This window comes from Uliginosibacterium sp. 31-16, from assembly GCF_030730865.1.
GTDB lineage: Bacteria > Pseudomonadota > Gammaproteobacteria > Burkholderiales > Rhodocyclaceae > Uliginosibacterium.
Genome location: NZ_JAVALZ010000002.1, coordinates 588,472 through 611,188 on the forward strand (window position 1 = coordinate 588,472; position 22,717 = coordinate 611,188).

Annotated in this window: 19 protein-coding genes and 1 tRNA gene; 7 read left to right on the plus strand and 13 right to left on the minus strand. The window is 60.6% G+C overall.

Annotation, left to right across the window (positions count from 1 at the left end):
- The first annotated feature begins 47 nt into the window (after nt 1–47).
- The 3 genes from pflB to Q9Q94_RS10515 all read left to right on the plus strand — a co-directional run bounded on the left by pflB (nt 48) and on the right by Q9Q94_RS10515 (nt 3,939).
- Nucleotides 48–2,309, plus strand: coding sequence for a formate C-acetyltransferase (gene pflB / locus Q9Q94_RS10505; protein ID WP_305980018.1), 2,262 nt, complete (start codon nt 48–50; stop codon nt 2,307–2,309).
- 204 nt (nt 2,310–2,513) lie between these two features.
- Entirely contained in the window at nt 2,514–3,347 is an 834-nt protein-coding gene (gene pflA / locus Q9Q94_RS10510) for a pyruvate formate-lyase-activating protein (protein WP_305980019.1), read from the plus strand.
- An 88-nt stretch (nt 3,348–3,435) separates the two neighbouring features.
- A complete protein-coding gene (locus Q9Q94_RS10515) occupies nt 3,436–3,939 on the plus strand; it encodes a hypothetical protein (protein ID WP_305980020.1) in 504 nt (167 codons plus the stop codon).
- A gap of 175 nt (nt 3,940–4,114) precedes the next feature.
- On the opposite strand, the gene gltX is transcribed toward Q9Q94_RS10515, so the two are convergent.
- The gene (gene gltX, locus Q9Q94_RS10520; protein ID WP_305980021.1) at nt 4,115–5,503 is read right to left on the minus strand and encodes a glutamate--tRNA ligase; all 1,389 of its coding nucleotides are present in this window, start codon (nt 5,501–5,503) and stop codon (nt 4,115–4,117) included.
- Nucleotides 5,504–5,628: 125 nt separating this feature from the next.
- On the opposite strand from gltX, the gene Q9Q94_RS10525 reads away from it, so the two are divergent.
- Nucleotides 5,629–5,704 (plus strand) — tRNA-Val (locus Q9Q94_RS10525).
- A gap of 285 nt (nt 5,705–5,989) precedes the next feature.
- Here the strand turns inward: Q9Q94_RS10525 and Q9Q94_RS10530 are convergent.
- The 4 genes from Q9Q94_RS10530 to serS form a co-directional block, all read right to left on the minus strand.
- Nucleotides 5,990–6,580, minus strand: coding sequence for a hypothetical protein (locus Q9Q94_RS10530; protein ID WP_305980022.1), 591 nt, complete (start codon nt 6,578–6,580; stop codon nt 5,990–5,992).
- Nucleotides 6,581–6,604: 24 nt separating this feature from the next.
- Entirely contained in the window at nt 6,605–7,522 is a 918-nt protein-coding gene (locus Q9Q94_RS10535) for a zinc-ribbon domain-containing protein (protein ID WP_305980023.1), read from the minus strand.
- 20 nt (nt 7,523–7,542) lie between these two features.
- Nucleotides 7,543–8,667, minus strand: a complete 1,125-nt coding sequence (locus tag Q9Q94_RS10540) for a hypothetical protein (RefSeq protein ID WP_305980024.1) — start codon at nt 8,665–8,667, stop codon at nt 7,543–7,545.
- A 182-nt stretch (nt 8,668–8,849) separates the two neighbouring features.
- Nucleotides 8,850–10,139 carry a serine--tRNA ligase gene (serS, locus tag Q9Q94_RS10545; RefSeq protein WP_305980025.1) on the minus strand — a complete coding sequence of 430 codons (1,290 nt, stop codon included), beginning with the start codon at nt 10,137–10,139 and terminating at the stop codon, nt 8,850–8,852.
- 270 nt (nt 10,140–10,409) lie between these two features.
- Here serS and Q9Q94_RS10550 point away from each other — a divergent pair, with 270 nt between their 5' ends.
- Nucleotides 10,410–10,673 (plus strand): hypothetical protein, encoded by a 264-nt coding sequence (locus Q9Q94_RS10550; RefSeq protein ID WP_305980026.1) that lies wholly within the window; start codon nt 10,410–10,412, stop codon nt 10,671–10,673.
- Here Q9Q94_RS10550 and Q9Q94_RS10555 read toward each other — a convergent pair.
- From Q9Q94_RS10555 to Q9Q94_RS10570, 4 genes are all read right to left on the minus strand, one after another.
- On the minus strand, nt 10,667–11,992 hold the full coding sequence (locus Q9Q94_RS10555) for a replication-associated recombination protein A (RefSeq protein ID WP_305980027.1): 1,326 nt from the start codon (nt 11,990–11,992) through the stop codon (nt 10,667–10,669). The genes Q9Q94_RS10550 and Q9Q94_RS10555 overlap by 7 nt on opposite strands.
- A gap of 9 nt (nt 11,993–12,001) precedes the next feature.
- Nucleotides 12,002–12,613 carry an outer membrane lipoprotein chaperone LolA gene (gene lolA, locus Q9Q94_RS10560; protein ID WP_305980028.1) on the minus strand — a complete coding sequence of 204 codons (612 nt, stop codon included), beginning with the start codon at nt 12,611–12,613 and terminating at the stop codon, nt 12,002–12,004.
- Nucleotides 12,614–12,632: 19 nt separating this feature from the next.
- On the minus strand, nt 12,633–14,954 hold the full coding sequence (locus Q9Q94_RS10565) for a DNA translocase FtsK (protein ID WP_305980029.1): 2,322 nt from the start codon (nt 14,952–14,954) through the stop codon (nt 12,633–12,635).
- 86 nt (nt 14,955–15,040) lie between these two features.
- Nucleotides 15,041–15,715: a Crp/Fnr family transcriptional regulator gene (locus Q9Q94_RS10570; protein ID WP_305980030.1), complete on the minus strand. Its 675-nt coding sequence runs from the start codon at nt 15,713–15,715 to the stop codon at nt 15,041–15,043.
- A 277-nt stretch (nt 15,716–15,992) separates the two neighbouring features.
- Here Q9Q94_RS10570 and trxB point away from each other — a divergent pair, with 277 nt between their 5' ends.
- Entirely contained in the window at nt 15,993–16,949 is a 957-nt protein-coding gene (trxB, locus tag Q9Q94_RS10575; RefSeq protein WP_305980031.1) for a thioredoxin-disulfide reductase, read from the plus strand.
- A gap of 129 nt (nt 16,950–17,078) precedes the next feature.
- Complete coding sequence (locus tag Q9Q94_RS10580; protein ID WP_305980032.1) at nt 17,079–17,924, plus strand: Smr/MutS family protein; 846 nt, start codon at nt 17,079–17,081, stop codon at nt 17,922–17,924.
- Between the two features lie 118 nt (nt 17,925–18,042).
- Here the strand turns inward: Q9Q94_RS10580 and ilvN are convergent, their stop codons facing one another.
- The 4 genes from ilvN to Q9Q94_RS10600 form a co-directional block, all read right to left on the minus strand.
- Nucleotides 18,043–18,324: an acetolactate synthase small subunit gene (gene ilvN / locus Q9Q94_RS10585; RefSeq protein WP_305980033.1), complete on the minus strand. Its 282-nt coding sequence runs from the start codon at nt 18,322–18,324 to the stop codon at nt 18,043–18,045.
- A gap of 1 nt (nt 18,325) precedes the next feature.
- Complete coding sequence (gene ilvB, locus Q9Q94_RS10590; RefSeq protein WP_305980034.1) at nt 18,326–19,990, minus strand: acetolactate synthase large subunit; 1,665 nt, start codon at nt 19,988–19,990, stop codon at nt 18,326–18,328.
- A gap of 333 nt (nt 19,991–20,323) precedes the next feature.
- Nucleotides 20,324–22,024, minus strand: coding sequence for an AMP-binding protein (locus Q9Q94_RS10595; protein ID WP_305980035.1), 1,701 nt, complete (start codon nt 22,022–22,024; stop codon nt 20,324–20,326).
- Nucleotides 22,025–22,116: 92 nt separating this feature from the next.
- On the minus strand, nt 22,117–22,596 hold the full coding sequence (locus Q9Q94_RS10600) for a CBS domain-containing protein (protein ID WP_305980036.1): 480 nt from the start codon (nt 22,594–22,596) through the stop codon (nt 22,117–22,119).
- Nucleotides 22,597–22,717 lie beyond the last annotated feature (121 nt).

A 22,717-nucleotide genomic window follows, 5' to 3' on the forward strand; every position in this document is an offset into this window, starting at 1 on the left:
GACCGGGGCATAAACAGGTTTCGATTACTCATCATCTGGAGGTTTTCATGTCCGAACGCGACACTCTCTCCCTCGACAGCGCAGTTGCGCACGCCTGGCGCGGCTTCAAGCCTGGCCAATGGCAACAAGCTGTTGATCTGCGCAGTTTCATCCAGACCAACGTGACCCCGTATGAAGGCGACGATGCTTTCCTCGCCCCGGCCACTCCCCGCACCACCGCCATCTGGAACAAGCTGTCCGAATTGTTCGTGCAGGAGCGCGAAAAAGGCGTTCTCGACGTTTCGCAGATCCCCTCCTCGATCACCGCGCATGACGCCGGCTATATCGACAAAGACAATGAAGTGATCGTCGGCCTGCAGACCGAAGCTCCGCTCAAGCGCGCGATTTTCCCGAACGGCGGCTGGCGCATGGTCGAGAACAGCCTGAAGGCCTACAACTTCCCGGTTGACCCGAAGGTTGCCGAGATCTTCACCAAGTATCGCAAGACCCACAACGAAGGCGTGTTCGATGCCTACCCGGCTGACGTGCTGAAGGCCCGCCGCTCGCACATCGTGACCGGCCTGCCCGACGCTTACGGCCGTGGCCGCATCATCGGGGACTATCGCCGTGTAGCCCTGTACGGCATCGACAAGCTGATCGAAGCCAAGAAACTCGAAAAGAAATCCATCGACGGCGCACACTCCACCGACGCGATCATCCGCGACCGTGAAGAGCTGTCCGAGCAACTCAAGGCCCTGTCCGAACTGAAGGTCATGGCTGCCAAGTATGGCTTCGATATTTCCAAGCCCGCAGCGACCGCCAAGGAAGCCGTGCAGTGGCTGTATTTCGGCTACCTCGCCGCAGTGAAGGAACAGAACGGCGCCGCCATGTCGCTGGGCCGCACCTCGACCTTCCTCGACGCCTACTTCGAGCGCGATCTGGCTGAAGGCACCCTGAGCGAATCGCAAGCCCAGGAAATCATCGACGACTTCGTGATCAAGCTGCGTATCGTCCGCTTCCTGCGCACCCCGGAATACGATGCCCTGTTCTCCGGCGACCCGACCTGGGTGACCGAGTCCCTCGGCGGCATCTCGGAGGATGGCCGTTCGCTGGTCACCAAAAACTCTTTCCGTTTCCTGAACACCCTCTACACGCTCGGACCGGCACCGGAGCCGAACATGACCGTGTTCTGGACGCCGAAGTTGCCGGAAGGCTTCAAGAAGTTCTGTGCCAAGGTGTCGATTGACACCTCCTCGGTCCAGTACGAATCCGACGAACTGATGCGTCCGGCGTGGGGCGACGACACGGCGATTGCCTGCTGTGTGTCCGCCATGCGCGTAGGCAAGCAGATGCAGCTCTTTGGCGCCCGTGTGAACCTCGCCAAGTGCATGCTGTATGCAATCAACGGCGGCCGCGACGAAATGACCGGCGACCAGGTGATGCCGGCTTTCGAACCGGTCAAGGGCGACGTGCTGGACTTCGACGCCGTGATGAAGAACTACGACATCGCGATGGAATGGCTGGCCCGCACCTACGTGAATGCCATGAACTGCATCCACTACATGCACGACAAGTACGCCTATGAGCGTATCGAAATGGCGCTGCACGACTACAATCCGTTGCGCACCATGGCTTTCGGCATTGCCGGCCTGTCCGTGGTGGCTGACTCGCTGTCCGCTATCAAGAACGCCAAGGTCAAGGTTGTGCGTGATGAAACCGGTCTGGTCACCGACTACATCACCGAAGGCGACTTCCCGAAGTTCGGCAACAACGACGACGCAGTCGACCAGTACGCCACCTGGCTTGCTGAAACCTTCATGAACAAGCTGCGCAAGCACAGCACCTACCGCGACGCGCTGCATACACAGTCGGTCCTGACCATCACCTCCAACGTGGTGTACGGCAAGAGCACTGGCAACACGCCGGACGGCCGCCGCCTGGGTGAGCCGTTTGCACCGGGCGCAAACCCGATGCACGGCCGCGACAAGCTGGGTTTCGTGGCCAGCGCCATGTCGGTTGCCAAGATCCCGTACGAGCATTGCCAGGACGGTATCTCCATGACTTCCTCGATCGTTCCGAGTGGTCTGGGCTCCACCCGCACCGACCAGGTTGCCAATCTGGCCCGTTCGCTGGACGGCTTCTTCGGCACCACCGGCTTCCACGTCAATATCAACGTGCTGAACCGCGACACGCTGGTCGACGCCATGGAACACCCGGAGAAATACCCGCAACTGACCATTCGTGTGTCGGGTTACGCGGTGAACTTCATCAAGCTGACCAAAGAGCAACAACTTGACGTGATCAACCGCACCTTCCACGGTGAGGTCTGAAACGAGGCTGAAAGCCTTGCACAGCAAGGCATGAAGTCAGCCGAACAAGAAATTTATCCAGTTTCTTGTCCGGAGAGGTCTGAACCCGCAACTTGACGGGGCAAATTGAGTTTGCCCCGTAGGCGGAGCCACAAAGTTCCGTCACAATCCGGTCTCGGCACTGCGCAAGCGGTGTCGGGACTTTTTTATCTGGAACACGCCCCCATGAACCCCGCAGAAAAACCCTCGCTCAAAGGCAGTCGTTTCGAACTGCGCACCATCGACAACACGATGGACGATGCCGACGCCGATCGGCTGGCTCAGGAAGGCCGCTGGGGCTTCCTGCATTCGGAAGAAACCGGCTCTGCCGTTGACGGCCCGGGCATGCGCGTGGTGTTCTGGACAACCGGCTGCGAATTCCGTTGCCTCTATTGCCACAATCCGGATACCTGGAAGTTGAAGCACGGCCAGCTCTCCTGCGTGGACGACGTGCTCGACGAACTGAAGAAGTACAAGGATTACCTGCGGTTTGCCGGTGGCGGGCTGACCATTTCGGGAGGCGAACCTCTGGTGCAGGCGCCCTTCGTCATGAACATCATTCGTGGCGCCAACGAGATGGGCGTGCACACTGCGCTGGATACCAATGGTTATCTCGGCGAGCGCCTCTCCGACGCCGATCTCGACGAGATCGACCTGTTCCTCCTCGACATCAAGAGCTGGGACCCGGCCACCCACCTGCGCGTCACTGCCAAGCAGGTCGAACCCGTGCTGAATTTCGCCCGCCGTCTGGCAGCCCGCAAACGCCCGGTGTGGCTGCGCTTCGTGCTCGTCCCCGGCTATACCGATGCGCCGGACAACATCAAGGGCATCGCCGCCTTTGCGGCGACGCTGGGCAATATTGAACGCGTGGACGTCCTGCCCTTCCACCAGCTCGGCAAATTCAAATGGGAACAGATGGGCATGAAATACGAACTGGGCGACACGCCCACGCCGACCCCCGAAGCCACTGAAGCCGTCAAGGCCATGTTCCGTTCTTATGGACTGAATTGTCCGAGCTGAAGCCAGCCAGCAAATACCGATTGAAACACTGCCCGTGATTGCCGGTCAGGAATATCGACCGAACCTTGCCAAACCGAAGCGACAACCCATGCCTCAAACCCCGCAGACGCCTGAACAACTTCTTGACCTTGCCGAGCCCGGCGCAGCCAGCTCCGTACGCATCGCGCGCAAAGCCATCGGCGATCCTGCCCGGATCGAGATGCTGCGCCAGCGCTGGCGTCGTCTGTCCACGACCCTGACCGCCTCAGCGCCCATTCTGCTTGGCATCATCATCGGCGGCTCGCTCATTCAAACCGGCTCGACCCTGATCGAAACTGTCTGGATCATCACCGCAGCCGGCATTCTCCTGGCTGGCATTGCCATTGCCGTTGCGGATTCGCGCAGCTACTACCTCAAGCCGCTGGATGCAACGAATACACCCACGCAGGACCAGGAAGTACAGCAACTGGTCGAGCGCTCAGCCCATGCCAAAGCCTGGCGGGAATTCATCGCACAGGAAGCGCGTGGCGTACATCAGTTCGATCTCGAAATCATGTGGGCCTTGGCGACTCAAGAACTCGGCAAACCCGCTGACGAAGAAGACGCTCACTGAAGCCGGAATTCTCACTTCCGGTCCACATAAAAAAGCCGACCCGCGGGTCGGCTTTTTTACTGTTTCAGCACGTCAATCCACCGACATGATGCTTACCTGAAGAGCCACACCCTGCCTCACTTTCCGGACATGACCTGCTGAAAGCCAAGCAGGGAGCGACTCTCCAGATAGATGCTTATTTCAGGCGCGCCAGCACAGCCTCGCGGCCCAGCACTTCCAGCACCGCATCGATCGACGGCGTCTGCGCCACGCCCAGCAATTTCACGCGCAGCGGAATCGCCAGCTGCGGCATCTTCAGACCCAGCTCCGTACAGGTTTCCTTGATGATCGCACTCAAGGCCGCCTTGTCCCATGCCGCCGTAGCCAGCTTGCCCGCCAGCACGCCCAGCGCAGACAAAGCGGTCTCGGTCAGGTGTTGTGCGGTCAACTCGGCTCCCGGCTGTGCATGCAGGTAATACGGCTCCACGCTGTCCGCCAGCTCGACCAAGGTTGAGACACGCTCGCGGTACAACGCCACCACCGCCGCCAGATCGGGCCCGGCCGCCAGATCCACGCCGCGCGCAGCCAGACGCGTAACCACATCCGCCGCCAGCACTGCCGGCTCGGTCTGCTTGATGTAATGCGCGTTCAGCCACTTGAGTTTTTCGGTATTGAACTGTGCGGCCGAGGGCGTGATGTGATCCAGATCGAACCACTCCACCAGCTGTTCGCGCGAGAAGATCTCGTCATCACCATGGCTCCAGCCCAGACGCGCCAGATAATTGATGACCGCTTCCTTCAGGTAGCCCTCTTCGTGGTACTGCATCACGCTCACCGCGCCATGGCGCTTGGAGAGCTTGGTGCCGTCATCGCCCAGAATCATCGACAGGTGCGCGTATTGCGGCAGCGTCGCGCCCAGCGCGGCGAGGATGTTGATCTGCCGCGGGGTGTTGTTCACGTGATCATCACCGCGGATCACCTGGGTGATGCCCATATCCCAGTCATCCACCACCACACAGAAATTGTAGGTCGGCGTGCCATCGGCGCGGGCGATCACCAGATCATCGAGTTCGGCGTTGGCGATCTCGATACGACCCTTGACCAGATCATCCCAGGCCACCACGCCATCCACCGGATTCTTGAAGCGCACCACCGGCTGCACGCCCGCCGGAATGGCCGGCAGCGTCTTGCCCGCTTCGGGACGCCAGCGGCCGTCGTAGCGCGGTTTTTCGCCGCGTGCGCGCTGTGCCTCACGGATGGCTTCCAGCTCTTCGGGCTGCGTGTAGCAGTAATAGGCCGTGCCGGCGGCAAGCATCTGGCCGATCACTTCCTTGTAGCGATCCATGCGCTGCATCTGGTAGAACGGACCTTCGTCATGCGTCAGCTCCAGCCAGTTCATGCCGTCCAGAATCGCCTGCACGGCTTCGGGCGTGGAACGCGCCACGTCCGTGTCCTCGATGCGCAGGATGAATTGCCCGCCGTGGCGACGCGCATAGGCCCAGGAAAACAGCGCTGTGCGCGCACCGCCAATGTGCAGAAAACCAGTCGGGCTGGGGGCAAAACGGGTACGAACGGGAGTGCTCATGGCGTACGGCTCATCATTAAATCGGAAGCCCGCTATTTTAAGCGATCAAACCTTTGACGAAGTGGAAATCTCTCCCTATAATTCGGCCTCTCTTGTGACGGGAAGCATTTTTTCCCCAAGCTTGCAGGCGGTTAGCTCAGTTGGTAGAGCACGTCCTTCACACGGACGGGGTCGCTGGTTCGAGTCCAGTATCGCCTACCAGAACATGAAAGCCCGGCCTTTGCGCCGGGCTTTTTCATGCCTGCTCTCGCCGCCAGCGCATTACACACTGGCCTGCAGGAATGGCGACCCAACGCCACTTTCATGGCTTCCCGCAAAGCGGCTTCCAGCCTGCTTCTGCAGCCCCCTGCCCCCAAGACTCATCATCCACGGTCATTTCCAGCACATCATGCTGCAGAGGTGCGCTGCATGCGGCTCTCGCGGCTGCGGCTGAAAAAACAAAAGCCTCCCGAAGGAGGCTTTCTGCAGTCCGCCACGCATTCGGGCTTATTTGCTGAACGGGCCGAAAGCGTATTGCGGGTCAGCCGGCTCAATCCGGACGAAAGGCAGATCGCCCTTCTTCAGGGGTTTCCATTGCAGTTCGGTGGGGAACCTGCCGCGTCCCTTGGCCAGTCCGCTTTCCAGCCACTTGCGTACGGAAGGCTTGTCGGCATCGCTCACCGACACAATGATGCGCGCCTGCTCGCCACGGTTCGCGGCAAACTCTCCTGCCAGCGTCACGGCCTGTTGCAGTTGTGGCGTGCGTTTCTTGAGTGCGGCCGGCGGCACACCCATGTTGGTGCCCTTCCAGACATCCACGATCAGGCTGCGGCCTTCGTCATTCTTCTGCGCTACACGCGAGACGTCCGAAGCAACCGGCAGACTCAGCTTGCGTACCATCTCGTCAAAGGCGCGCGCATCCGCCACATCCCGATCACGCACCAGCAGCCAGGGTGCAAACAGGTTCGTCGTCGGCTTGGCGGCATAGACGATCGGTGCGCTCTCAGCCGCCGGCGGGGGCGGAGTTTCGTTCTTGCCGGAATTGCTGGCACACGCTGCCAGCGCGAGGCTGCCAGCAATCATCATGATTCGTTTCATTACTCTTTCTCCTGAAAAATCGGCTCAGCGCTGCTGCTCAAGCTGACGACGAATCTGGCGCAGATACTCTTCTTCCTCGCTCAGTTTCTTCACCGGCCGGGCAGCAGGTTTGCTCGTTGGCTTGGTCGGTTCTGCCTGCGGTTGCGCCGGGGCGGGCGCAGGCGCCGGCTCAATCACCGGCAATGCTTCGACCACGACCGGCGCAGACGCGGCCTCCATCGGCGGGGATTCCATGGCTACGGGAACAGACACCGCAGGCTCCGCTACCGGCTCGGAAACGGCCGCAGTCGCGACGGGCGCCGGCGGCATACTACTGCGCGTGAGATACCAGCCTGCGCCCAGAGCGACCAGCACCAGAACCCCCAGCGCTGCAAAAATTGCGGCAACCGCCGTCTTGCCTTTTCTTTCGATTCCTTCAGCTCCGCCAAGCTGTTTCTCCAGCTCCTGAGCCAGCGATGAGCTTGGTGCGCGCGCAGCCGCATCCGGGCGTTTTTTCTTTGATGCATGTTGCAGCGAGTCCAGACACATGACCGTTTCTGCCGCCGACTCGGGCAATGACATCCGGACCGGCTTGGGCGCAGGGGGACGCGCCGGTTCCGGAGCGGGCTGTCGCGCCGGATGAGAGGCCGGCAAAATCACCGTCGCACCATCCTCGGCATTGCCGCTCACCGGAGGCGGAACTGGTGTCGCCGGCACAGCTGCCGGGCTGGCCGGCGGGGCGGCGGGTTTGGCCCCCGCTTTCGGCAGGATCACGGTCATGTCGGAGTCGGCTCCGCCTGTCGGCGTGCCGCACTTGCCACAGAACGTGGCGCCCGGCTTGATCGGCGTATTGCATACGAGGCAAATCAGGGCATCGCTCGCCGGCACCGCTACCGGCGTACCGCATTTGCCACAGAATCTGGCGTCGTCTTTCAGTACATTCTGGCAATTGGCGCAGATCATCACTCTCTCCCGCTTGACTGTCAGGCCATGCGCTGGCCGCACACGCAACAGAACATATCACCAACCGGCACGTCCGCAGCACACCTGGAGCACCGCGCCGCTGCTTTATCTGCCGGCAGGTCGGCGGCAGCGCCTTGCTGCACGCGGCTCTCCGGCGTGGCAGGCGCGTCAGCCTTGTTCGATGCGGCTTGCGCGGCGGGTGCTGCATATTTCTGCTGCGCCTCGGCCACCGTCTGCTTCACGGACTGGAGCGCTCCTGCCGCTTCGGCGGCCGCTTCCTCCAGATTGATTTTCACGCTGAATTCCAGCCAGGTCAGCACGGACACCATCACCGGCATCATCGACAGAAGCGCAGCCACAACGGCAAAGACCAGACCATAGCCGAATGCGGCCGCAATCATCAGCCCGCCAGCGCCGTCCATGCCATGCCCCATGCCCCCCAGACCGGCCAAGCCGAAACCACCGCCCACGCCAATGATGCTGGCGCTGAGACCGCCGACCTGGAGGCTGGCCAGCATCACGAAGGCCAGAAAGAATGCCGACACCAGCCAGCACAGGATCAGGCCCAGTGCGATCTTGGTCAGCACTTCCCACGGATGGGTACGGGCAATCTTCAGTGCCGCAGAAAAGGACGTCAGGACGCCATGCCCATCCCAGATTGCCGGTGCCGCCAGCACCAGCATGATGTAAACCGCGGCTGCCGCCAGCGCAAAAACCGTGACCAGAACCGGAATCAGCACGGCCAGCAGCAAGGCGCCCAGCACCGGAATCTTGCACAGGAACAGCAGCACGGCAGAGATGATGAACAGGGCCAGGTAGGCCAGCACGATCAGCAGGCCCAGCCCAAGCAGACGAGGCAATGCCACCAGCCCCGCCGCGAAGTATTCCGGCAAGCTGCGCAGCGGCTTGTTGCGCCCCTGATCAAGCAGGCAAACCCCGGCTGCGCTCATACCGGCAGCCATCACCACCATGCCGATCAATGCGGTCAGGCTCAGCATGAAAAAACCGAGCCGGGCACCCACCCCATAAAGCACGGCAGTCAGCAGAGCAGCCGCACCGATCAGCGCCAGTGCCCTCCAGTTCGAGAGCGCTTCGACCGCGCGAAGCACGGAATACCGACTGTCTGTGGTCAGGTTACCAAGCATGTTTCCCCCAAGAAACAAAGTGCAGGTCTTGCGCCTGCCTGCGTACACGCGAAGGACGAATGTTACCGGCTTGCCCGAAAGCCGGTATTTCAGTGCTCCAAAGGGCAGACCACGCCCGCCCGACGGCACAAACAGAAAGCTCCCCGCAGGGAGCTTTCTGTTTGTGCCGTCCGAATCGCTGATCAGGCTTGGGGTTTCAGCACTTCCAGCCCCCCCATGTAGGGTTTGAGCGCATCCGGAATCACCACCGATCCGTCAGCCTGCTGGTAGTTTTCCAGCACCGCCACGAGGGTTCGGCCTACCGCCAGGCCGGAACCGTTCAGGGTGTGCACCAGCTCGTTCTTGCCGGTCTCGGCCTTGAACCGCGCCTGCATGCGCCGCGCCTGGAAAGCTTCACAGTTGGATACCGAAGAAATCTCGCGGAAGGTATTCTGTGCCGGCAGCCAGACCTCAAGGTCGTAGGTACGCGCGGCAGAGAAACCCATGTCGCCGGTGCACAGCGCTACGACACGATACGGCAGCCCCAGCTTCTGCAACACGGCTTCGGCATTGCCAACCATCTCCTCGAGCGCCACGTAGCTGTCTTCCGGCTTCGTGATGCGCACCATCTCGACCTTGTCGAACTGGTGCTGACGAATCATGCCTTTGGTGTCGCGTCCATAGCTGCCGGCTTCCGAGCGGAAGCACGGGGTATGCGCGGTCAGCTTGATCGGCAGATCTTCAGCCTTGAGCACGCAGTCCTTGACCATGTTGGTCAGGGAAATTTCCGAAGTCGAAATCAGGTACTGGGTCTGACCGTCTTCACCGCCACGCTCGACACGGAACATGTCGTCGGCGAACTTCGGCAGCTGTCCCGTGCCGAACAGCACATCCGGATTCACGATATAGGGGGTGTAGCACTCGGTATAACCATGTTCGCCGGTCTGCGTATCCAGCATCAACTGGGCAATCGCGCGATGCAGGCGTGCCATGCCCCCCTTGAGGAAGGAGAAACGCGCCCCGGCCAGCTTGGCTCCCATATCGAAATCCAGACCCAGCGGCTCGCCGACATCGGCATGATCCTTGACAGGGAAATCGAACACGCGCGGCGTGCCCCAGCGACGCACCTCCACATTGGCCGATTCATCCTTGCCCACCGGCACGGCTTCGTTCGGCAGATTCGGGATGCGGGCCAGGAAATCATTCAAGCGTGTCTGCAGGGCCCCCAGCTGCTCTTCACAGGATTTCAGCTCATCGCCCAGACCACCAACCTCGGCCATCACGGCAGAAGCATCTTCGCCCTTGCCCTTGAGCATGCCGATCTGCTTGGAGAGGCTGTTGCGCCTGGACTGCAACTCCTGAGTGCGGGTCTGCAGAGTCTTGCGCTCGTCTTCCATGGACTGGAAAGCAACGACATCAAGCACGAAATTGCGACTGGCCAAACGCTCGGCAACGGTATCGAGTTGCGTGCGGAGAAGCTGGATATCAAGCATGGCGATGGAGAATTCTGTTTTTCTGGAGGGCGCAGTTTACACGACGCAACGAAATCAGCCTTTGTGCAGCGCAAAGTTTTGTCGCATACGCTCAAGTATTGATCGCTCTGCCACGGGCTCTGCACCGGACATTGCCGAATGCAATTGCACATTGCTCTGCGCATAGCCAATGGCAACTGGCTATACGCCTCGGGTCCGCTAGCTTGGAGTGTGTGGCTCACATAAGAATCAGCCACATGCCGCACAAAACCAGCAGAGGAGCCCGATGAAATGTTAACCATGCAAGACTGCCTGGATTACTGTGATCTGACCGATGACGAAGTGGAGCTGTTCGCCGAACACGAGCACATCCCCGAGGAAATCGCAGGCCCGATGGCATGCAGCCTGGTGCAAACCGACGAGGGCGTGGCGCTGATCTGCAGTTGCCTCTCCGATCTGGTTTCGGAAGCCATGGCCCATGGCGCCATGGATAAAGCAGAACACGTGCTCCATGTGTATGCCGAATTCCGCTCGGCACACCCGCTCGTTCACTGATCCCCGGCGTCTCGCGCTGCGCGATCCAGACCTTTCAGGTAGGCAAGCTTCTGGGCAATCTTGGCTTCCAGCCCGCGGTCAGTCGGCTCATACCAGCTGACTGCAGGCATCCCTTCAGGCAGATAGTTTTCACCGGCAGCGTAGGCGCCCGGCTCGTCGTGCGCGTAGCGATACTGCTTGCCGTAGCCCAGATCCTTCATCAGCTTGGTCGGTGCATTGCGCAGATGGATCGGCACCGGCCGGCTCACATCCTGTTTCACGAAACGCCGTACCTCGTTGTAGGCCATGTACAGTGCGTTCGATTTGGCCGCCACTGCCAGATATACAACTGCTTGCGCCAGCGCCAGCTCGCCCTCGGGTGAGCCAAGACGTTCATAGGTCTGGCAGGCCTCCAGCGACAGGGTCAGGGCCCGCGGGTCGGCCAGGCCGATGTCTTCCACTGCCATGCGCACGATGCGCCGCCCCAGATACAAGGCATCTGCACCGCCATCCAGCATGCGCACGAACCAGTACAAGGCGGCATCGGGATTTGAACCACGCACTGATTTGTGCAGAGCCGATATCTGGTCGTAAAAGGCTTCGCCGCCCTTGTCAAAACGGCGCAGATTCTGCGCCAGCGTCGATTCGGCGAACTCGCCGGTGATCTCGCGGACGCCTGCGGCACTGGCCGCTGTTTCAAGCGTTTCCAGCACATTCAGGAAACGCCGTGCATCACCATCGGCCCAGCCGATCAGACGGTCACGCGCTTCATCGGTAAAGCTCAGATCGGGCAAGGCTTCGCGGCAGGCACGCGCGAATAATTGCTGCATTTCCTCGGGCTTGAGGCTGTCGAGCACGTACACCGAAGCTCGCGAGAGCAGTGCCGAATTCACTTCAAACGAAGGGTTTTCGGTGGTTGCGCCAATGAAGGTCAGCAAACCCGACTCAACGTAGGGCAGAAATGCATCTTGCTGACTCTTGTTGAAACGATGGACTTCATCCACGAACAGGATAGTGCGACGCCCCGTTGTGTCACGAAGCATCTCGGCCTGCGCGACCGCCTCGCGGATATCTTTCACACCGGCAAACACCGCCGACAAGGCCATGAACTCGGCATCGAAATGCCGTGCCATGAGCCGCGCCAGAGTAGTCTTGCCTACCCCCGGCGGCCCCCACAGGATCATGGAGTGAGGTTTGCCGGACTCCACCGCCAGGCGCAGCGGCTTGCCAGGGCCAAGCAGATGCAGCTGACCCACCACATCGTCCAGCGTAATCGGGCGCAGGCGCTCGGCCAGGGGGACTTTGTCAGGGGCAGGCGGGGCAGAGAAAAGATCAGTCATCGATACAGCTTACTCGCCCACCACATCCGCCCCCTTGGGCGGCGTGAAGCTGAACGTATCCGCCGGCAAACTCGGGTTGCGCTCGAAACTGCCGAACAGCAGCACAGTCGTCTGGCCAAAGTTGTCGCGTACTTCCATGGTCTGCGGCAGATTACCTTTCAGTCCGATGCGTACACGCTCGAAACCAGCCTCGTTGTTGCGCGGCATTGCCTCCACCCATTCGAGACCATCGGAGGCGCCATCTTCCTTGAGCGTGAAGTTCTTCTTGAAATCATTGCTGCCCGCCAGCAGCGCAGCCGGCGTAGCGCCCAATGCCTGGCTCATGGGTTTGATGACGACCTGATTGAGCTCCTTGTCGTAGCTCCACAGCTTGTTGCCGTCCGCCACGATCAGCTGGTTGTAGGGCTTGGTGTACTCCCAGCGGAACTTGCCCGGACGCAGGAAACTCATCGTACCGCTGGCATTCTGTCCGGCGCGACCGGTCTTGGAGATGACTTTCTGGCTGAAACTGGCTTTGGCTGTCTTGGTGCCATCCAGAAATGCCTGCAGCTGATCAATGGCAGCAGCGGAAGCCAGTGTCGGCAAAGCCAGACACAAGGCCGAAAGAATCATTTTTTTCATGCGGAGAGTTTCCAGAAAATTACTGTTCGCGGGCTGGCGCGAGGACTTCGCGACTGCCCGTCGCATTCGCCGCCGAAACCAGACCGGACTTTTCCATCTGTTCGATCAGGCGGGCAGCACGGTTGTAACCGATGCGCAGATGGCGCTGAACCAGCGAAATCGAGGGGCGGCGGGTCTGCAACACGATTGCCACGGCCTTGTCGTAGAGCTCATCCGACTCGCCGTCACTGTTGCCACCGCCCTCGCCAAAGAGATCACCGGAGCCTTCGCCCCCCTCTTCCGAAGCGCCGCTGAGCATGCCTTCCACGTAGTTCGGCTGGCCGGTAGTCTTGAGAAACTCGACGACCTTGTGCACTTCCTTGTCGTCGACAAAGGCGCCATGTACCCGCGTCGGGAAACCGGTGCCTGGAGCAAGATAGAGCATGTCACCCATGCCCAGCAGAGACTCGGCCCCCATCTGGTCAAGAATGGTACGTGAGTCGATCTTGCTGGACACCTGGAAGGCCATGCGTGTGGGGATGTTGGCCTTGATCAGACCGGTAATCACGTCCACCGACGGGCGCTGGGTAGCGAGAACCAGGTGAATGCCGGCAGCACGTGCCTTCTGCGCCAGACGTGCAATCAGCTCCTCGATTTTCTTGCCGACCACCATCATCAGGTCAGCCAGTTCATCAATCACCACCACAATCATCGGCAGAGAATCCAGCGGCTCGGGATTTTCGGGTGTCAGCGAGAACGGATTCTTGATCGGCGAGCCGGACTTCATCCCGTCGGCGATCTGCTTGTTGTAGCCGGCCAGATTACGCACGCCGAGAGCGGACATCAGCTTGTAGCGCCGTTCCATCTCGCCCACACACCAGTTCAAGGCGTGCGCGGCGTGCTTCATGTCGGTCACCACGGGGGCCAACAGATGCGGAATGCCGTCGTAAACGGAAAGTTCCAGCATCTTCGGGTCAATCAGGATCAGACGGATCTTGTCGGCCTCTGCCTTGTAGAGCAAAGACAGGATCATCGCGTTGATGCCCACCGACTTGCCTGAGCCAGTCGTACCCGCGACCAGCAGGTGCGGCATCTTGGCCAGATCCGCCACGACAGGGTTGCCGCCGATATCCTTGCCCAGCGCCACGGTCAGCGGCGAAGCCATGTCGTGATAGACCCTCGAACCAATGATCTCGGACAGCCGCACGGTCTGGCGTTTCACGTTCGGAATTTCGAGGCCCATGCAGGCCTTGCCGGGAATCGTCTCGACCACGCGGATGCTGACCACGGACAAGGCACGGGCCAGATCCTTGACCAGATTCATGATCTGGGCGCCCTTCACCCCGATCGCGGGCTCAATCTCGTAGCGCGTAATCACCGGCCCCGGATACGCCGCCAGTACCTTCACCTCCACGCCGAAATCGGCCAGCTTGCGTTCGATCAGACGCGAGGTGTATTCGAGGGATTCAACTGAAGGCGGCTCGACATCGTTACTGGGCATGTCCAGCAGATTAAGAGCAGGCAGTCCCCCACCGGCGCCCGCATCACCAAAAAGACCGACCTGCCGTTGTTTGTCCGTACGCGCGGCCTCGACGATCTTGATCGGCTCAGTCTTCATGGCCGGCTCGATGTGGATTTCCATCGGCGGCGCATCTTCCCGCTTTTTGCGCTCGCGCTTGACCTTCTCCTCGCGCTTGACGGCAGTTTCCTTGCCGGCCTTGCGATCCTGCCAGCGCTGCAGGGCATTCCGCGCCAGCTCCCAGGTGCGTTCCAGAGCATATCCCAGCTTTTCGACCGCATTCAGCCAGGAAAAACCACCGAACAGACTCAATCCACCGGCCCAGGCCGCCAGCAGAATCAGGGTGCCGCCGGTAAATCCGAGGTAGCGGGTCGCCATGCTGCCAAACTCGGTGCCGATCACCCCGCCCGGCACTCCGGGCAGACTCGCGTGGCTGCTGTGGAAACGCACCGCCTCGATGCCACAGCTAGTCAGCAGCACGATGAAGAAACCTGCCAGTACAATGATCAATGAGCGGTGATCCGAGTCCAGATCTTCACGAAACCGCCGACCACCAATCAACAAGCCCCAGAACATCAGGATGACCAGCCACCAGGCTGAGCTGCCGAACAATTGCAGCAGCACATCCGCCAGCCAGGCGCCAAAGCGTCCGCCGGGGTTGGCGACGCGGGCTGTGTCGACCGCATGCGACCAGCCAGGATCTGCCTGGGTGTAACCAAACATGATCATGGCCAGAAAAACTCCGGCCGCAGCCAGCAGCAGCCAGCCCGCCTCGCGCAACAAGGCACCGATTTTCTCGGGCAGCGGCTGGCTAGGAGAGCGGTTGGCAGAGCGAAACAGCATGGGTTCAGGCGCGCGGCGAACGGTAAGGATCAGGGATTATACAGACAGGCCAAGCCAGCCCCCCCATGCGCAACGCAAGCAAGCGATCAGAGGGCGTCAATCTGCTCCAGCAGCACCAGATGCCCATTGGCACACTCTTCGATCAGGCCGCGGGCAATCAGATCCTTCATCACCCGGGACACCATTTCACGGGAGGCTCCAATCATCTTGGCGATGTCCTGCTTGGAGATTTTCTTGCGGATGACACACTTGCCATCAACCTGCTCGCCCAGATCCAGCAGGAGGCGCGCCACCCGGCCATATACGTCCATCAGCGCCAGACTCTCGATTTTCCTGTCGGCCTCTCGCAGACGCTGGGCAAGATTCCCCATGACACGCAGGCACACATCGAAGTAGGTCTTCATGATGTTCAGGAAATCCGCTTGCGAGAACACCACCAGATCGGATGGCATGGCAGAGACCACCGAAGCCGAACGCGGTGCCGCATCCAGCATCCCCATTTCGCCAAAAACGGCGCCCTGGCCAATGATGGTGAAGATCACCTCACGCCCATCCTCGTCACTGACCAGAACCTTCATGCTGCCGTTCAGCACGAAGTAGACATTGTCTGTAGCCTCGCCAGCCTGCACCACGGCAACCCCGCGAGCGACCCGGCGCATGCCGGCGTGACGCGCAATCTCTTCCAGTTGACCGATTTCCAGCCCCTGGAATACCGGCAAGGTACTCAGGGCCGTAGCCGAAACCGCATGCCTGTTGCTCATTCACCCTCCGCGCGCTCACGATGCCGAGCATCGGGCGCAGATAATGCCTGGCTCAACCCACCAGGTTCTGCTGTCGTTCATGCGGCAAGATGCCTGCATGAGTATTGTATTCCGCCAAGTATATGTGACGGATATCACGGATGGAACCATCCGACATGACCGTGCGCAAATATCTGCGCACGGTCCGGACAATCGGTCCGATTGCCAACACCAATCGGCTCATCCAGCCGCCTCGGCTATAATCCGCACACACAATACTTTCAAAGCAGGAGCCCCCATGAGCGGAACGACCCAGCACCACCCCCTGATCATTCTCGGCTCCGGCCCGGCCGGTTATACCGCTGCGGTATACGCCGCACGCGCCAACCTCAAACCGGTGCTGATTACCGGCATGGCTCAGGGCGGCCAGCTCATGACCACCACTGAAGTCGACAACTGGCCCGCCGACGCCGATGGCGTGCAAGGCCCGGAACTGATGGCGCGTTTCGAAAAGCACGCTCGTCGCTTCAACACCGAGATCATTTTCGACCACATCCACACCACCAAACTCACCGAGCGCCCCTTCACGCTGGTGGGCGACTCCGGCACCTACACCTGCGATGCACTGATCATCGCGACAGGCGCCACTGCGAAGTATCTGGGCCTGCCCTCGGAAGAGAAATTTTCCGGCCGCGGCGTTTCCGCCTGTGCCACCTGCGACGGCTTCTTCTACAAGAATCAGGAAGTCGCCGTGATCGGTGGTGGCAACACCGCCGTGGAAGAGGCCCTGTATCTCGCCAACATCGCCAGCAAGGTGACGCTGGTACATCGCCGCGACAAGTTCCGCGCCGAAGCCATCATGATCGACAAGCTCTACGAGCGGGTGAAGGAAGGCAAGATCGTGCTGGAGTTGGACTCCACGCTCGACGAAGTGCTTGGCGACGCCAAAGGCGTGAATGGCATGCGCGTGAAGAACGTCAAAACCGGCGCGACGAAAGACATTGCCCTGCAAGGCGTGTTCATCGCCATCGGCCATGCGCCGAACACTGAGATTTTCAAGGGTCAGCTCGACATGAACGAAACCGGCTACCTCACGGTACAGACCGGCCAGCACGGCAACGCCACCCAGACCACCATCAAGGGCGTCTTCGCCGCTGGCGACGTGGCAGACCACAACTACCGCCAGGCCATCACCTCGGCCGCCACCGGCTGCATGGCGGCGCTAGACGCGGAGCGCTACCTCGGCTCCCTCTAGGAAGCCGTAAAAAATGTTTCTGGCGTTGTTGCACCTCCTTGCCGTACGCCTTGTACTGTCAGCGTCGGTGCGCCTAGCCAGAACCGTTTCGCTACGCTTCACTCCATTTTGTTGCGGCTTCCTGACTGTATGAGCAAGACCCGCCTGCCTGCGCTCGCCGAACTCAAGCGCAAGCTGAAAGAACAACCCGCCCCCCGGCGGGTTGTTGCCGTTGACGAAGTCGACGAGGCCAGCCTGCTCCGCCACGCGCTTGCGGGTGTCACCGCCCTGCCCGCGCACAATCGCGCCGAAATCGGAAACCGTAAACCTGCGCCCTTGCCACGTGCCCGCGAAGCGGCTCTGGACAAGGATCTTCAGGCAGCCCTGCCGAAGAAGGGCGACGACTGGGTACCTGCAGCATGGCTGGCTGAAGATCCTCACCACAAGCCGCTCTCCGGCGAGGCGGCCGATCTGGCTACAGCCTTGCGTGGCGTGCAGCCGATCAAGACAGACAAGATCGTCCCCGAAACCCCCAAGCCCCCGCCGCGCCCGCTGCAGCGCGAACGCGACGAGCAGGCCGCACTGGCCGAATCCATCTACGCGCCAACATCACTGGAGCTGCGTCTGGAGGGGGGTGATGAGCTGGTCTATCTGGAAAACGGCGTCCCGCGCTCGGTCATCCGCGATCTGCGCCGGGGCCGCTGGGTCGTACAGGATCAGATCGATCTGCACGGCTGCAACCGCGACGAGGCGCGCGAACTGCTCGCCGCCTGCATGGGGCGCTGGAAGAAGGAAGGCATCCGCTGCGTACGCGTAGTGCACGGCAAAGGACGTGGCTCACCTGGGCGCGAGCCGGTGCTCAAAAAACTCGTCGCCGGCTGGCTGATGAACTATGCGGATGTGATGGCCTACTGTCAGGCACGCCTGCCGGATGGCGGCGCCGGCGCCCTGATCGTGCTGCTCAAGGCATCCGCAAGACCCGCGCCCTTGCTATAGATGTGGTTTGGGTCGGACACCCAAGCGTGGATATCCGACCCAAACCTGTCCTGCGCCAGATCGAAAGAGAAGCCCTGCAAGACACGATCCCGCAAATACAGGACGCGCCTGCAGAGGCTTACTTGAAGAACTCTTCGAGCCGTTCGAACACCTGGTGATCGGCGCCATGCCGGACCACGCGCACCACGTCTTCGAGTTTTTCCACCTGCGCGATCATCTGCGACAGGCGCGCGTCATCAAAAACCAGCAACCAGATCCGGCTCTCGTCGCTGCCTGCAATCGGCATGCACAGAATGCCTTCCACGTTGAAGGCACGCCGCGCGAACAGACCGCATACGTGCGACATGACTCCCGCGTGATTCTTGACTGTCAGTTCCAGCACCACTTTCTGCACGTCCATTTCAGCCTCCAATCATTTCGGTATTGGCCGCGCCCGGGGGCACCATCGGGAACACCTTCTGGTTCACGTCGATCGAACAATGAATCAGCGCCGGGCCTCGCGCAGCCAGTGCCTCCGCCAGCATCGCCCGCGGATCGTCCGTCTTGTCGAGGTCATACACCGCCATGCCGAAGCCGGCTGCAATCATCTGGAAATTGGTCTGGTGCCGATAGTCCGCCGCAAAGATGCGCTGGCCGTAGAACATGTCCTGCTGCTGGTGCACGAGGCCAAGCGACTGGTTGTTCATCAACACCACCTTGATGTTGACGCCCTCCTCCACCGCCGTATCCATTTCCTGGATATTCATTTTCAGGCTGCCATCGCCGGAAAAACACACCACCGTACGCTCGGGTTGCGCCAATGCCGCACCGATAGCCGTCGGCATACCGAAACCCATGGTTCCCAATCCGCCCGAAGTCAGCCATTGGCGCGGACGACGGAAGGGATAAGCCTGCGCCACCCACATCTGGTGCTGACCTACATCCGTCGCAATCACCGCCTCATCATCCAGCAGACTTGCCACGGCACGCACCAGCCCATAATGGCTGCGCGGATCATCCATGCCCGGCAAGGCCAGCGGATGCTGACGCTTGAGATCATTCACGCGAGCCACCCATGCGGCCCGCGGATTTGCCTGCACCTGCGTCAGCAACAGTTCCAGCACGCGCGCCACATCACCATGAATCGCCACGTTCGGGCGGCGAATCTTGCCCAGCTCGGCCGGATCAATGTCGATATGCACCACCGCAGCGTTCGGACAGAACTTCTCCGCATTGCCAATCGCGCGGTCATCGAAGCGCGCGCCCAGCACGATCAGCAGATCGGCCTCCTCCAGCGCATAGTTGGTATAGCGGGCGCCATGCATGCCCAGCATGCCCAGCGACAGCGAGTGATCCATCGGCATGACACCAAGGCCCATCAGGGTCATGGTCGTCGGCAAGCCCGCCTTTTCAGCCAGAGCTACCGCCGCTGCGCTGGCCTCGGCGGCGATCACGCCACCGCCGAGATACAGCACCGGAGTTCTGGCTGCATTGATCAGTTCAGCGGCGCGGCCGATCAGACCGGAATCCGCCTCCGGCAGGGCATCCCGAACCGCCGGCAGTGGCAGGGCCTCGATCTCGATTTTTGCGCTGAGCACATCCTTGGGCACATCCACCCACACAGGGCCAGGCCGCCCGGACTCGGCAATCCGGAAAGCGGCCGGAATGATCTCCAGCAGATCGCGCACATCGCGCACCAGCCAGTTGTGCTTGGTGATCGGAATCGAGATGCCGTAGGTATCCACCTCCTGGAAGGCATCGGTGCCGATCATGCTGCTTGGCACCTGCCCGGTGATGCACACCAGCGGGATCGAATCCAGCTTGGCGTCTGCAATGGCGGTGACAAGATTGGTTGCACCCGGGCCACTGGAGGACAGGCAGACTGCGGCCTTGCCACTCACCCGTGCCATGCCCTGGGCGATGAAACCAGCACCCTGCTCGTGACGCGCCAGTACGTGATGAAGAATCGTGCTCTGCGACAAGGCATCGTAAAGCGGCAAGGCGGCACCGCCGGGAACGCCGGCAAGGGTGGTGATGCCCTGCTGCTCGAGCAGCCTGACAATCAATTGGGCCCCGTTCAACTGCATGTTCATGCTCCTATTTTGGGTTTGGCCAGCGATGCCGTGGGGCATAAAAAAACCCCGCCCGGCTCGCGCCGGCGGGGTTGAATCTCTTGAGCTCGACTCGTCCCCGTTACGGCGCGTTGCCGCCTACGCTTACTACTACGCGTACGACTACAGCTGCCACGGAAGTGACAGAAGCAGAACGGTCAGCGATGCAGTGAGCGGAGTTCACGAAGAGGTTGCCAAACAGAAGTGAGAAACGCGATTCAATTGAAGCACAGGGGACGACAACACACAAGTGTCCTCAGCGCGGCGAATAACCCCGAGAAGCCCATGGTCTGCATGGCACTAAACGCCTCAGGAGGCGCGCGCAGCCTCAGTCCGCGCTTTCAGAAGCTCTTCATCCCGCAAGGCACGTCGCAAAATTTTACCGACGTTAGTCTTGGGTAAATCACTTCGAAACTCGATCAGATGCGGCACCTTGTAGCCCGTCAGGCTCTTCTTGCAATGCCTGATCAGGTCTTTCTCGGTCAGCCCCGAATCCTTTTTCACCACGAAGATCTTTACTGCCTCACCGGAATGCTCGCTGGGAACGCCGATGGCGGCGACCTCGGCCACACCAGGGTGAGTGGCGACGATATCTTCTACCTCATTCGGATACACATTGAAACCGGACACCAGAATCGTATCTTTCTTACGATCGACAATACGCACGAAGCCCAGTTCGTCCACAAGGGCAATGTCACCGGTACGCAGATAGCCATCATCCGTCATCACCTGTGCCGTATCGGCAGGCGCATTCCAGTAGCCCTTCATCACCTGCGGCCCCTTCACGCAGAGCTCGCCCGGCTGGCCAAGTGCCACCTCCTGCCCGTTCTCGTCCCGCAGCGAAATGTCGGTCGACGGCACCGGCTGACCAATCGAGCCGTTGTACTCGGTCTGGTCGATCGGGCAACAACACACACCCGGTGACGCCTCGGTCAGGCCATAGGCTTCAATGAGCGTATGCCCGGTGAAGGCACGCCATTTGTCCACCACGGTTTTCTGCAGCGACATGCCCCCCGAGACAGACAGGCGCAGGTCGGCAAAACTCAGCGACGGAAATTTCGGATGGCTCATCATCGCGTTGAAGAGCGTATTGACCCCCGAAATGACCGACCACTGATATTTCGTCAGCTCCTTGATGAAGCCACCGATATCCCGTGGATTGGTGATCAGCAAGTTACGCGAACCCATCATGAAGAACACGAAGCAATTCACGGTAAGCGAGAAGATGTGATACAGCGGCAGCGCGGTGACGACGAACTCACCGCCCCAGCGCAAGCGGCCGCCGATCCACACCTGAGCCTGCAACAGGTTGGCGAGAATGTTGCCGTGCGTGAGCATCGCGCCCTTGGCAATCCCGGTTGTCCCGCCGGTGTACTGCAGGAACGCAATGTCATCGCGCGTCACCTCGACCGGCTGCAAAGCCTGCTGGCTGCCGAGTGTCAAAGCCCGCGAGAGGCGCATGCTCTGCGGCAACTGCCACTTCGGCACCATTTTCTTCACGCGCTTCACGACGAAATCGATCAGCGAGCCCTTCAGCGTGCCGAGCATTTCGCCCAGGCTGGTCACCACCACATGCCGGATTGCCGTGTTCGCAATCACCGCCTGCAGGGTATGCGCGAAGTTTTCCATCACCACGATGGCTTCAGCGCCCGAATCCTTGAGCTGATGTTCCAGTTCGCGCGGGGTGTACAGCGGGTTGCAATTGACCACGGTGTAGCCGGCGCGCAACGCACCGAACATGCACACCGGATACTGCAGCACATTCGGCATCATCAATGCGATGCGCGCACCCTTGGGCAGCCCCAGCGTGCCCTGCAGATAGGCAGCAAAGCGGGCAGAAAGTGCATCGACCTGACGATAGGTCAGCTGAACCCCCATGTTGATGTAGGCGACCTTGTCACCCCAACGCGCCACGCCCCGCGCGAAAAAATCCGCCAGCGAGGCATATTCCGCCAAATCGATTTCTGCCGGCACGCCTGCCGGGTAGCTTTTCAGCCAGACCTTCTCCATCCACCAACCCCTTGATTACACTGCAGTGCAGCACGAGCACTGGCAGTTTTAATGGAGCGAGAGGATACCCGAACGTATAGGTTTTAGCCTTATCAACGCTCAGAACAATTGGCGCTCGGCTTGCCGACCGGCAAGACCTCATCCGGCCAGTTGCGCACAAAGTTGCGCAGGATCAGGCTCTCGAAGCCCTGCTCCTCCAGCACGGCACGCGCCACGTCATGAAACGAAATCACGCCCAGCAGCGTGCCACCTTCCACGACTGGCAGATAACGCTGGTGATGATCGATCATGTGGCTGCGCAGCTCGTGCAGATCCATGCGGGGTTCGCCCACCGCCGGGTCGCGCAGCATTACCTCGGCCACCGGCACGCTCTGCCAGGCGGGTCCGGCCTGATGGATTGCCGCCAGCACCTCGCGAAAAGTCAGCATGCCGCTCAGTGCGCCCTGCTCGATCACGACCAGCGAACCCATGTCCTGCTCGGTCATCAGCGCCAATGCATCCGCCAGGGTTTTCTGCGGAGAAATCGTGTAGAGCAGCTTGCCCTTGATCGCCAGCACATCACTCAGCAGCATGATTTCCTCCTGAAAGTTTCGGCAAGCTCTGACATACCGTTCGTGCCGAGTGCGCCGCAGGCGTGTATCGAGGCATGGGCCCCACCCTCGATACAGCACTTCGTGCCACTCGGGCCGAACG

Excerpts from the sequence above, each read along its gene's own strand:
- pflB (WP_305980018.1), top strand. The coding sequence starts at position 48 with ATGTCCGAACGCGACACTCTCTCCCTCGACAGCGCAGTTGCGCACGCC.
- pflA (WP_305980019.1), top strand. The coding sequence starts at position 2,514 with ATGAACCCCGCAGAAAAACCCTCGCTCAAAGGCAGTCGTTTCGAACTG.
- Q9Q94_RS10515 (WP_305980020.1), top strand. The coding sequence starts at position 3,436 with ATGCCTCAAACCCCGCAGACGCCTGAACAACTTCTTGACCTTGCCGAG.
- gltX (WP_305980021.1), bottom strand. The coding sequence starts at position 5,503 with ATGAGCACTCCCGTTCGTACCCGTTTTGCCCCCAGCCCGACTGGTTTT.
- Q9Q94_RS10530 (WP_305980022.1), bottom strand. The coding sequence starts at position 6,580 with ATGAAACGAATCATGATGATTGCTGGCAGCCTCGCGCTGGCAGCGTGT.
- Q9Q94_RS10535 (WP_305980023.1), bottom strand. The coding sequence starts at position 7,522 with ATGATCTGCGCCAATTGCCAGAATGTACTGAAAGACGACGCCAGATTC.
- Q9Q94_RS10540 (WP_305980024.1), bottom strand. The coding sequence starts at position 8,667 with ATGCTTGGTAACCTGACCACAGACAGTCGGTATTCCGTGCTTCGCGCG.
- serS (WP_305980025.1), bottom strand. The coding sequence starts at position 10,139 with ATGCTTGATATCCAGCTTCTCCGCACGCAACTCGATACCGTTGCCGAG.
- Q9Q94_RS10550 (WP_305980026.1), top strand. The coding sequence starts at position 10,410 with ATGTTAACCATGCAAGACTGCCTGGATTACTGTGATCTGACCGATGAC.
- Q9Q94_RS10555 (WP_305980027.1), bottom strand. The coding sequence starts at position 11,992 with ATGACTGATCTTTTCTCTGCCCCGCCTGCCCCTGACAAAGTCCCCCTG.
- lolA (WP_305980028.1), bottom strand. The coding sequence starts at position 12,613 with ATGAAAAAAATGATTCTTTCGGCCTTGTGTCTGGCTTTGCCGACACTG.
- Q9Q94_RS10565 (WP_305980029.1), bottom strand. The coding sequence starts at position 14,954 with ATGCTGTTTCGCTCTGCCAACCGCTCTCCTAGCCAGCCGCTGCCCGAG.
- Q9Q94_RS10570 (WP_305980030.1), bottom strand. The coding sequence starts at position 15,715 with ATGAGCAACAGGCATGCGGTTTCGGCTACGGCCCTGAGTACCTTGCCG.
- trxB (WP_305980031.1), top strand. The coding sequence starts at position 15,993 with ATGAGCGGAACGACCCAGCACCACCCCCTGATCATTCTCGGCTCCGGC.
- Q9Q94_RS10580 (WP_305980032.1), top strand. The coding sequence starts at position 17,079 with ATGAGCAAGACCCGCCTGCCTGCGCTCGCCGAACTCAAGCGCAAGCTG.
- ilvN (WP_305980033.1), bottom strand. The coding sequence starts at position 18,324 with ATGGACGTGCAGAAAGTGGTGCTGGAACTGACAGTCAAGAATCACGCG.
- ilvB (WP_305980034.1), bottom strand. The coding sequence starts at position 19,990 with ATGCAGTTGAACGGGGCCCAATTGATTGTCAGGCTGCTCGAGCAGCAG.
- Q9Q94_RS10595 (WP_305980035.1), bottom strand. The coding sequence starts at position 22,024 with ATGGAGAAGGTCTGGCTGAAAAGCTACCCGGCAGGCGTGCCGGCAGAA.
- Q9Q94_RS10600 (WP_305980036.1), bottom strand. The coding sequence starts at position 22,596 with ATGCTGCTGAGTGATGTGCTGGCGATCAAGGGCAAGCTGCTCTACACG.